Raw genomic sequence first — 10456 nt, 5'->3', positions numbered from 1 at the left:
ACGTCGGGCCCGGACCGACTGCGGTCCGGGCCCGAGGGGGTGTGCGGCGGGGTCAGGCGCCCTGGACGTCCAGGGGCAGCGCGACCGCGACATCGGGGTGCAGGCGCACGGTGACCTCGTGGCCGCCCGTGGACTTGATGTGCCCGTCGATGTCGATGAACCGCTTGTCGAGGTTCGGGCCGCCCTGCGAGCGGACGGCCGAGACGACGTCGGCCGGCGTGACCGAGCCGAAAAGGCGCCCGCCCTGGCCGGCCTTGCCGGTGACCGTGACGGTGCCGAGGCCCTGGATCTGCCCGGCGACCTCCTTGGCGTGGTCGAGGTCGCGGATCCGCTTGCCCTCCTGGGTGCGGCGGATCGTCTCGACCTGCTTCTGGGCGCCGCGGGTGGCGACGATGGCCAGCCCGCGGGGCAGCAGGAAGTTGCGGCCGTAGCCGTCCTTGACCTCGACGGTGTCGCCGGGGCCGCCCAGGTTGGCGACGTCGGCGGTGAGGATGAGCTTCACGTCGGCCTCCCTCAGCGCGCGGTCGAGGTGTAGGGCAGGAGCGCCATCTCGCGGGAGTTCTTCACCGCGGTGGCCACGTCGCGCTGGTGCTGGCTGCAGTTGCCCGACACCCGGCGCGCGCGGATCTTCCCGCGGTCGGAGATGTACTTCCGGAGGAGGTTGGTGTCCTTGTAGTCGATCAGCTGGTTCTTGTCCTTGCAGAAGGTGCAGACCTTCTTCTTGGGCTTGCGCACCGGCGGCTTCGCCATGGTGTTTCTTCTCCTGAACTAGCGCTGTGCAGAACTGGGGTGAAGGAGGGCTCAGAAGGGGGGCTCGTCGTCGTAGCCGCCGCCACCGCCGCCGCCTCCGGAGGACCCGGCGGCCGGTGCCGAGGCCCACGGGTCGTCCGACCCGCCGGACCAGCCACCGCCGCCGCCTCCGGAACCGCCGGAGCCGTAGCCGCCGCCACCGTTGCCGCCGCCTCCGCCGTAACCGCCGCCGCCGGAGCCCCGGGAGGCCTTGGTGACGCTGGCGGTGGCGTAGCGCAGCGAGGGGCCGATCTCGTCGACCTCGAGCTCGATGACGGTGCGCTTCTCGCCCTCACGGGTCTCGAAGGAGCGCTGCTTGAGCCGTCCCTGCACGATGACGCGCGCGCCGCGCGTGAGGGTCTCGGCGACGTTCTCCGCGGCCTGGCGCCAGATGTTGCAGCGCAGGAACAGCGCCTCGCCGTCCTTCCACTCGCCGCTCTGGCGGTCGAAGGTGCGCGGCGTGGAGGCGACCGTGAAGTTGGCGACCGCGGCGCCCGAGGGCGTGAACCGCAACTCCGGGTCGGCGGTGAGGTTGCCGACCACGGTGATGACGGTGTCGCCCGCCATCAGTTCGCCTTGCCCCGGCGGCCCGCGAAGGCGGGATCGCGGCGCATGACCTTGGTCCGCAGCACGGACTCGTTCAGCGCGAGCTGACGGTCCATCTCCTTGACCGTCGCGGGCTCGCAGTTGATGTCGAGGACCGCGTAGATGCCCTCGGCATGCTTGTCGATCTCGTAGGCGAGGCGGCGACGGCCCCAGACCTCGACGTTCTCGACGGACCCGCCGTCCTTGCGGACGACGTTGAGGAACGTCTCGAGGGACGGCTGGACGGTGCGTTCGTCGAGGCTCGGCTCGAGGATCACGACCAGTTCGTAGTGGCGCACGAGAACCACTCACCTCCTCTGGGCTGGCGGCCACGGGCGTTCCGTGGCAGGAGGGATCTCGGTGTCCTCAGGTTACCAATCGGCCGGTCGGCGCCGGTCACTGCCCTGCCGCGACCCCTATGGGGTCCGACGCAGCACGGGCCCGGACGGTTCCGTCCGGGCCCGCGGAAGTTCGGGTCGGTTCAGGCCGGGACGGGCTCGCGGTCGGTGGCGCCCGGCGCGGCGTCGGCCGCGGTGAGCTCCTCGCCGTCCTCGAACTCGTCGCCGAGCTCGTCGTCCCCGAGGTCGTCGTCGAACTCGTCGGCGTCCTCACCGAGGTCCGTCGCGTCGCCGGTGCCCGCGGCGTCGACCGCGGGCTCCGGGCCGGCGGCCGCGGCCACCTTGCCGAGCACGAGGCGCCGCACCGTGAACGCGGCGACACCGGAGAGGGCGAGCACCGCGATGAGGGCGGGCACCCCGACACCGCCGCCGGAGAGTCCGTCGACGGGCAGCGCCTGGACCTGGCTGGCCGTGGTCACCGCGCTCGCCGACCCGTAGCCCAGGTAGGCGGGGGCGCCGGCGCGCAGGCCGGGGAAGGCGGAGCCGAGCAGCATGTTCGGGTCGAGGGTCCGCACACCGGGCGCCGGGCCGGCCGCCGAGCGCAGGAACGACGACGGCAGCGCGCCGAACGCGGGGCCGAACGCGGGCGCCGCAGCCGCGGCCTGCTGCGGGGTGAAGGTCGGCACGGCGGCGGGCACCGGGGTGGCGGCCGCGCGCGGGGTGGCCTGCGGGCGCGCCGAGGGCGCGAGCACGGCGCCGGAGTTCTGGCGCACCTGGTCGGTGGCCTGGCGCAGCGGGGGCGCGGCGCGGGCGACCTGCTCGGTGACGGGCTCGACGACCTCCACCTGCACGCGGCACAGCACTCCGCCGATCAGCTGGGTGATCGGCTCCATGCCGGTGCGCACCTCGCGCTCGAACGGCAGGCCGAGGGCGGGGATCACCCGGACCGTCTGCCCGGGCTCCGCCTGGACGGTCTGACCGCACCGGGCCGCGACGACGTCGTCGGGGTCCGGGGTGGGGGTCGGGGCCGCGAGCGCCGACCCGGCGCCGAGCAGCAGCGAACCCGCGACCAGACCGCTCGCGACGACACTCGACAGCAAGCGGGATGCGCGCAGCGCCATGAAGGGACCTTCTCCTCGGAGCCGGGGGAACCGGGATGCCGGAACGGCCCCACGAAGGGGGAGCGGGCCGTCCCGGCGGCACGTGGTTCCAACGAGCGCGTCGCCCGGTGGTGACGCCCACTCTCACCCGGCTGCCGGAGCGGTCGCCCACCGACACGCCAGGGCGGCCGGACGCGCCCTCATCGGGGGACTCGAGATCCTCCGCGGTCCCCACGTCGCCGGAAGACTCCCGCCACCGCGTCGAGCACGGCGTCGGCCCGCGCGAGGCGCCGCTCGTGGTCGGCCGTGCCGTCCAGCACGCCGCCGTCCGGGTCGTCGAGGCCGCGGGAGAACGACGGGTCACGGGGGCTGCGGATCGGGTCGTGCTCGGGGCGCAGCACCGAGCGCACCACCAGGGCGGCGACGGCGAGGACCGCGACGTCCCGCACCAGGACCGCGCCGTAGAACCACGGCGCCGGCAGGCCCTTGGCGTCCGTGCCGAGGTAGTAGTACATCCGCGGCGCCCAGACGAGGGCGTCGATCGCCATCCACGCCAGCAGGGGACGCCACCGCGGGTAGGCGAGCGCGGCCAGGGGGACGAGCCAGAGCGAGTACTGCGGGCTCCACACCTTGTTGGTGAGCAGGAACGCCGCGATGACGAGGAAGGCGACCGCGGCGAACCGCGGCCGTCGCCGCGCCTTCACGACGAGCACGCCGATCGCGAGGCAGCAGACACCGAACAAGGCCGCGCTCACGGCGTTGAGCACCGACGGCGGCTGGCCCGGGGCGAGCTGGCCGTCGAAGCCGCTCCACCCGGTCAGGCCGGACGCGACGTTGTAGAGGGAGTCGGGGTCCGCGCCGCGCTCACCGTTGAGCCGGAAGAACTCCCACCAGCCCGCAGGCGCCGCGAGCGCGAGCGGCACGTTGATGAGCCCCCAGGCGAGGACGCCGGCCGCCGTCGCCTGCGCCCACGCCCGCATCCGCCCCGCACGCAGGCAGAGCAGCAGCAACGGGAACAGCAGGAACAGCGGATAGAGCTTCGCCGCCGCACCGATGCCGAGGACCACACCGGCGAGCACGGGTCGTCGCCGGGCCCAGGCGAGCATGCCGAGGGTCGCCGCCGCCACGGCGAGGGTGTCGAAGTTCGTGAACGCGTGGACGGCCACCAGCGGTGACGCGGCGACGATCGCGGCGTCCCAGGGCCGCCCGGGTCTCAGCCGGACCACCGCCCACACCGTGACGAGCCAGGCGAGCGCGAGCCAGAACGCCGAGATGTCGAAGTAGACGACGACGGCGAGGCCGCCCGGCAGGAGCCCGGCCCCGTGGCCCGCGAGCCAGAGGTCGGCGAGGCGGGCGTTCGCCCACTGGAAGAACCCGGTGAGCACCGGGTACTCCATGTAGCGGACCTGCTCGCTGCCGTCGTCGCGGCGGTCGACCCACGACGTCAGGTACGGCACGCCCCCGACGTCGAGCCGCTCGGCGGTGTAGAGCGGGACGGTGTCCGAGTAGCACATCGCGACGTACTGGCGCCCGTCGCGCCAGTCGAGCTCGAGGCCCTTGTCGCTCGGGTACTGCTGCAGGCACGGCGCCTTGGCGAACCAGGCCAGGGCCAGCGTGACGACACCGAGCAGCAGGACCACGCGCAGCGGCGTGAGGAACCGGGCGCGCCCGGCGACCGCGTGCTCGCCGAGCGGGCCACCGACCACCGCCGACAGCGACCCGACGAACGGGTCCTCCTGCGTCGGCCGGACCCGCTGGTCGGGGCCGAGCGAGGCGGGGTCGTGCGTGCGGGCGCGACCGGAGGCGGGCGCCCCGGTGCGGGTCGGCGCACCGTTCACGCGGCGCCCGTCCCACCCGGACCGGGGCGGCGGGCGTCAACCACCACCGAAGATGCCGCCGCCGTCCTGGTCGGCACCACCACCGCCGCCGTCGTTGCCGCCGTTGTCGCCACCGCCGTTGTTGTTCCCGCCACCGCCGTCGTTGCCGCCGTTGTTGCCGGCCTGACCGCCGTTGTTGTTCTGGCCGCCGTTGTCGCCGCCGTTGCCGAACAGCCCGCCGCCCTGGTCGCCCTGGTTCTGCTGACCCTGGTCGCCGTTCTGGTCGCCCTGCTGCTGGTCCGGATTGGCCGGCGGGCACGGCTGGCCCGGGACGCAGTTCTGCTGGTCCGGGGGCGCGGTCGGCGTCGTCGGCGGGGGCGTGCCGATCGCCCGGAAGTCGGAGAACTGCTGGACCGGGTCGCCGCGCAGGGCGTCGTTCATGTAGCCCTGCCAGATCTGGCCCGGGACGCCGCGGCCGTAGATCGGCCCGCCGCCCGAGGTCTTGATCGGGCTGTTGTCGTCGGAGCCGACCCACACGGCGGTGGACACCTGGGGCGTGAAGCCCACCATCCACGCGTCGTTGTTCTGGCCCTCCACCGACGACTGCACGGTGCCGGTCTTCGACGCCACCGGGCGCCCGCCCGAGAGCGGGACACCGGAGTGGTCGGCGACCTGGAGCATCGACTCGGTGACGTTGCGGGCGACCTGCTGCGGCATCCGCGTCTCCCCGGCCGGCGCGCCGGCGTCGAAGAGGACCCGGCCGTCGGACGTCGTGACGCGGCTGACCAGGTGCGGCCGGTGGTAGACGCCGTCCGCGGCGAAGGTCGCGTAGGCCGCGGCCATGTCGGTGGGCCGGACCTCGCGGTCGCCCAGCGAGATGCCGCCGTTGGGGTTCTCCAGCGGCGCCGAGACGCCCGCCTGGTGGGCCGCGTCGGCCACGCGCTGCGGGCCGACCTGGACGCCGAGCTGGTAGAAGACCGTGTTGATCGACTGCGTCATCGCCGTGCGCAGGTCGCAGTTCGGGCAGCTCTCGCCCTCGGAGTTCGCGATCTCGGTGCCCGCGATCGTCTGTGGGCTCGACCCGTCGAAGGTCGTCCCCAGACCGATCGGGGGGTTGCGCTCGAGGGCCGCGAGCATCACGAACGGCTTGAACGACGAGCCCGGCTGGCGCTGGGTCTGCGCGTAGTCGAACCCGGAGCCGTCCTCGCCGCCGTAGTAGGCGAGCACCGCCCCGGTGCGCGGGTCGACCGAGACCAGCGACGACCGCAGGTTGCCGGGCTGACCGCGCAGCCGGCGTTCGACCGAGTCCGCGGCCTGCTGCTGCATGCGGTTGTCGATCGTGGTCGTGACCTGCAGGCCCTCCTGGTTCACCTGTTGCTCGGTGATCCCGTAGGAGTTCAGCTCGTTGCGGACCGCGGAGACGATGTGCCCGCGGTCGTTGTCCGGGATGCCGCTGCGCCGGGGCTGCGGCGGGATGGTCACGGGGAACGTCTGCGCCGCGCGTTCCCCGGCCGGCAACCAGTTCTGGCTGACCATGCCGTCGAGCACGAAATTCCAGCGCTGCTCGCTCATCCGGCGGTCGACCGCCGGGTCCCACCGCGACGGCGATTGGATGAGGCCCGCGAGCACCGCGCCCTCGGACGGCGAGAGCTGCGCGACGTCCTTGCCGTAGTAGGCCTGCGACGCGGCCTGGATGCCGTAGGCACCGCGACCGAAGTAGATCGAGTTGAGGTAGTTGCCGAGGATCTCCTCCTTGCTCTGCTGCTGGGAGATCTTCGCCGCGATCACCACCTCGCGGTACTTGCGCCAGATCGAGTACTCGTCACCGACCAGCACGTTCTTCACGTACTGCTGGGTGATCGTCGACCCGCCGCCGCTGCCACCGGTGGCCTGGAGCCAGACCGCGCGCAGGATGCCGACCGGGTCGAAGCCCAGGTTCGAGTAGAACGAGCGGTCCTCGGCCGAGAGCACCGCCTGCTGCACGTGCAGCGGCACCTGGGTGATCGGCACCTTGATCCGGTTGCCGTTCTCGGGGACGAGCGAGGCCAGCGACGAGCCGTCCTCGTAGGAGATCGTCGCGACCTGGTTGTTGAAGGCGTCGTCGGGCGTCGGGACCCGGAAGAAGATCCAGCCGATCGCGAACGCGACGACCGGGCCCAGCACGAAGACGCCGAGCACCACGTAGGTGATCCGGCGGATGCGCCGCCACCGCCGCTTGCCCGGGTCGGGCGCCGGCTCGGCACGGGAGGGACGGCGGGAGCGGGGCGGCGGCTCGTCGTCGCCGCCCTCGCCGCGGCGGCGCGTGGGGGCCGGGGCCACCGCGGTGCCCGAGAGACCCCCGTTGGCCATCGCCGAGCGGGACGTCGCGGCCGTCGCCGAGGGCGCCATCGCCCGGGTCGCTCCGCCGGCGCGGCGGTCCTCCCCCGTGCGGGGCGGGCGGGCGGTCTCGTGCGTCAGCAGACCCGGCTCGCGCGCGCTCTCCCGGCCCTCGGGCGGCGTGACCGTGCCGACGGTGCTCCGGCGGGCGGTGACGGCCGTGGCGGTCGCGCCGGCACCGGCCGACGCGCCACCCGCCATCGTCGGCGCCTCTTCGAGGTGGGTGTCGCGGTGGGTGGGGTTCTGCGACGGCGGCACCGCGCGCCACCCGGGCGGGAGGTTGCCGTCGGGCGGGGGACCGACCGGTCCACGGGGCCCGCCGTTGCGGGGCACGGGCGGGCCCTGCGGGCCGGGCGGCGGGGGTCCTCCGGGAGCACCGGGCGGAGGCCCGGCGGGGGTACCGCGCGGCGGGCCCTGCGGCGGCCCGGGCGGGGGTCCGCCGTGGCCGTTGGCGCCGTTGGCGCCGTTGGGGCCGCGGCCGTTGGCACCGTGGGGAGCGGGAGCGTGCGGGGCGGGGGAACCGTTCGGGGCGGGGGAGCCGGGGGGAGCCGGGGAGCCGTTCGGGGGCGGGGAGCCGAGGGGAGCCGGGGAGCCGGGGGGACCGGGGTGACCGTTGGCGGGGTGACCGTTGGCGGGACGACCGGGGGGCGGTCCACCACGATCGGGTGGTGCGGCGCGGTCGGGTCGGGCGCTGCGGTCGGGTCGTCCCCGGTCGGTCCCGGGGGGTCGTCCGCCCCCGCGGTCCCTGTGCCGCTCGTCGTCCACCGATCGCCTCCCGGTGCCGGGTGGTTCTCACTTCAGGCCCGTCGGTACCCCGCCGGACCTGCGGTCGGACCGGCGGACCGGCCCGTCAGGGAGAGGCGGTACGGCGTCGCCGCCGCCCTCCTCCCGACGCGTCGTCGGTCCCCAGGACGTATGACTGTACGAGGTGGTTCCACCGGCACGATCGGCAGACCTCCACGACGTGCACCGTGAACTCGCTGATCGCATCCGCCAGACGGCTGATCTCGTCAGCGGATCGAGCGGATCCGGCCGCGGCGCCGAGCCGCTCACCGAAGATCCACAGTACCTCGACGAGCGGGTCGGTGCGGCACAGCGGACACGGTCGGGTGGTCGCGCGACCGTGGTACGAGGCGGCCTGGAGCAGGTAGACCCCGGCGTCGCAGGCGTCGGCGGTGGCCACCCGGCCCGCGGCGACGTCCGCGAGCATCGCGCGGCGCTGCAGCGCGTAGTCGACCACCTGACGGACTCCCGGCACGGCCGCCAGCCTAGCCATCCCCACGTCGTGGCGTCCCCCGCTCGCGGCGTGCCTGCGGGGCACGGCGCGACCGCGGATGTGACGTGATCGTCGCTCACCCTCGCCTGATGTATCGCTCCGATATGGTCGGGTGACCGGTCACGGCGATCGGTGCCTCACCGGCGGACGAGAGGAGGTGGCCGTGCTCGAGCTCGCGGTGCTCGGCCTGCTCCACGAGGCCCCGATGCACGGCTACCAGTTGCGCAAGCAGCTGCACGCCCGGCTCGGCACGTTCCGGGCGTTCTCGTGGGGGTCGCTCTACCCCACGCTCCGGCGTCTCCAGCGCGCCGGACTGATCGCCGAGACCACCGACGCCCCGAAGGGCGAGGGCACCGACGAGGGCGCCGAGACCGCCGCGCCCCCACGCAGCACGTGGAGCACCAAGACCCGTCGCGGACGCCGGGTCTTCGAGCTCACCGCCGAGGGCAAGGACCGCTTCGACGAACTGGTGGCCGAGGCCGGCCCGCAGACCTGGGACGACGAGAGCTTCGGCATCCACCTGGCCTTCTTCTCCCGGACGCCGGTCGAGGTGCGGATGCGCATCCTCGAAGGCAGGCGCCGTCGGGTGGAGGAGCGCCGAGAGGGGCTGCGCTCCACGTTGTCCCGCGCGGGCGAGCAGATCGACCACTACACCCGCGAGCTGCACCGCATCGGGCTCGAGTCCACCGAGCGCGAGGTCCGCTGGCTCAACGAGCTCATCGCCGCCGAGCGCGGTGAGACGCAGCCGTCCCCCGAGGACACCGCCGACGAGACCCCGTCCCCCGATTCCCCCCGCGGCGCCTGAGACGCCAGGCCCGTCCGAGTCCCGTCACCCCCGAGGAAGAGACAAGAGGAGAACTGCCATGGGTTCGGTTCGAGTGGCGATCGTCGGCGTGGGCAACTGCGCCGCGTCGCTCGTCCAGGGCGTGCACTACTACGCCGACGCCGACCCGGCCACGCGGGTGCCGGGTCTCATGCACGTCGACTTCGGCGGCTACCACGTGCGCGATCTCGAGTTCGTGGCGGCGTTCGACGTCGACGCCAAGAAGGTCGGCCAGGACCTCGCCGACGCCATCACCGCGTCGGAGAACAACACCATCAAGTTCGCCGACGTCCCGCCGACCGGCGTGACCGTGCAGCGCGGCCACACCTACGACGGTCTCGGCCGCTACTACCGCGAGATCATCACCGAGTCCGACAGCGACCCGGTCGACATCGTCGCGGCGCTGCGCGAGGCCCGTGCCGACGTGCTCGTCTCGTACCTGCCGGTGGGCAGCGAGGACGCCGACAAGTTCTACGCGCAGTGCGCGCTCGACGCGGGCGTCGCGTTCGTCAACGCCCTGCCGGTGTTCATCGCCTCGGACCCCGAGTGGGCGCAGAAGTTCACCGACGCGGGCGTCCCGATCGTCGGCGACGACATCAAGTCCCAGGTCGGCGCGACCATCACCCACCGCGTGCTCGCCAAGCTCTTCGAGGACCGCGGCGTCCAGCTCGACCGCACGATGCAGCTCAACGTCGGCGGCAACATGGACTTCCAGAACATGCTCGAGCGTGAGCGCCTCGAGTCGAAGAAGACCTCGAAGACCAACTCGGTGACGTCGCAGATCGACCGCGACATGGGCAAGGGCAACGTCCACATCGGCCCGTCGGACCACGTCCCGTGGCTCGACGACCGCAAGTGGGCCTACGTCCGCCTCGAGGGGCGCGCCTTCGGCGACGTGCCGCTCTCGCTCGAGTACAAGCTCGAGGTCTGGGACTCCCCGAACTCCGCCGGCATCATCATCGACGCCGTCCGCGCCGCGAAGATCGCCGCCGACCGCGGCATCGGCGGCCCGCTGCTGGCCCCGTCGTCGTACTTCATGAAGTCGCCGCCCGAGCAATACCGCGACTCCGTGGCCTACGACCGCGTCGAGGAGTTCATCCGCGGCGAGCGCGGCCCCGCCTGACGCCGCCGGGAACAGGCGGAGGGCCCCCACCGGAACCTCGGTGGGGGCCCTTCGTGCGCGTGGCGCCCGAGATCAGGAGCGCGTGGTGCACCCGACGCGGCCCTTGAGCTCAGGGGGTGGTCGCAACACCGGTGGTTGGTGGGGCGGAGAGTAGTTGGTCGATGGCTCGGGCGGGGCAGCGCCAGTCGAGGGTCTTGCGGGGTCGGCCGTTGAGTTCGGCGGCGACGGC

The 10456-nt window shown here is 73.5% G+C and carries 10 protein-coding genes; 2 read left to right on the top strand and 8 right to left on the bottom strand.

All coding sequences use genetic code 11. The features are described from left to right. Nucleotides 1-52 precede the first annotated feature (52 nt). The 8 genes from rplI to QSK03_RS09625 form a co-directional block, all read right to left on the bottom strand. Nucleotides 53-502, bottom strand: coding sequence for a 50S ribosomal protein L9 (gene rplI, locus QSK03_RS09660; RefSeq protein WP_285650961.1), 450 nt, complete (start codon nucleotides 500-502; stop codon nucleotides 53-55). A gap of 11 nt (nucleotides 503-513) precedes the next feature. Further along, nucleotides 514-750, bottom strand: a complete 237-nt coding sequence (gene rpsR, locus QSK03_RS09655; RefSeq protein ID WP_116707953.1) for a 30S ribosomal protein S18 — start codon at nucleotides 748-750, stop codon at nucleotides 514-516. A 51-nt stretch (nucleotides 751-801) separates the two neighbouring features. Beyond that, nucleotides 802-1356 (bottom strand): single-stranded DNA-binding protein, encoded by a 555-nt coding sequence (locus QSK03_RS09650; RefSeq protein ID WP_285650958.1) that lies wholly within the window; start codon nucleotides 1354-1356, stop codon nucleotides 802-804. After that, nucleotides 1356-1682, bottom strand: coding sequence for a 30S ribosomal protein S6 (rpsF, locus tag QSK03_RS09645; protein WP_285650956.1), 327 nt, complete (start codon nucleotides 1680-1682; stop codon nucleotides 1356-1358). The genes QSK03_RS09650 and rpsF overlap by 1 nt, the downstream gene beginning before the upstream one ends. A gap of 173 nt (nucleotides 1683-1855) precedes the next feature. Further along, nucleotides 1856-2833, bottom strand: coding sequence for a hypothetical protein (locus tag QSK03_RS09640; RefSeq protein ID WP_285650954.1), 978 nt, complete (start codon nucleotides 2831-2833; stop codon nucleotides 1856-1858). Nucleotides 2834-3012: 179 nt separating this feature from the next. Continuing rightward, on the bottom strand, nucleotides 3013-4650 hold the full coding sequence (locus QSK03_RS09635; RefSeq protein ID WP_285650952.1) for a glycosyltransferase family 87 protein: 1638 nt from the start codon (nucleotides 4648-4650) through the stop codon (nucleotides 3013-3015). Nucleotides 4651-4686: 36 nt separating this feature from the next. Then, entirely contained in the window at nucleotides 4687-7338 is a 2652-nt protein-coding gene (locus QSK03_RS09630) for a transglycosylase domain-containing protein (RefSeq protein WP_285650949.1), read from the bottom strand. Nucleotides 7339-7855: 517 nt separating this feature from the next. Further along, complete coding sequence (locus tag QSK03_RS09625; protein WP_285650946.1) at nucleotides 7856-8263, bottom strand: DUF5318 family protein; 408 nt, start codon at nucleotides 8261-8263, stop codon at nucleotides 7856-7858. 181 nt (nucleotides 8264-8444) lie between these two features. Here QSK03_RS09625 and QSK03_RS09620 point away from each other — a divergent pair, with 181 nt between their 5' ends. Both QSK03_RS09620 and QSK03_RS09615 read left to right on the top strand, forming a co-directional pair. Beyond that, nucleotides 8445-9086 (top strand): PadR family transcriptional regulator, encoded by a 642-nt coding sequence (locus tag QSK03_RS09620; protein WP_285651712.1) that lies wholly within the window; start codon nucleotides 8445-8447, stop codon nucleotides 9084-9086. 58 nt (nucleotides 9087-9144) lie between these two features. Then, entirely contained in the window at nucleotides 9145-10227 is a 1083-nt protein-coding gene (locus tag QSK03_RS09615; protein WP_285650944.1) for an inositol-3-phosphate synthase, read from the top strand. The last annotated feature ends 229 nt before the right edge of the window (nucleotides 10228-10456 follow it).

Source organism: Actinomycetospora sp. NBRC 106375, assembly GCF_030269665.1.
Taxonomy (GTDB): Bacteria; Actinomycetota; Actinomycetes; order Mycobacteriales; family Pseudonocardiaceae; genus Actinomycetospora.
The sequence above is the reverse complement of the archived record's forward strand: the minus strand, read 5'-3'. Positions and strand labels throughout refer to the sequence as shown.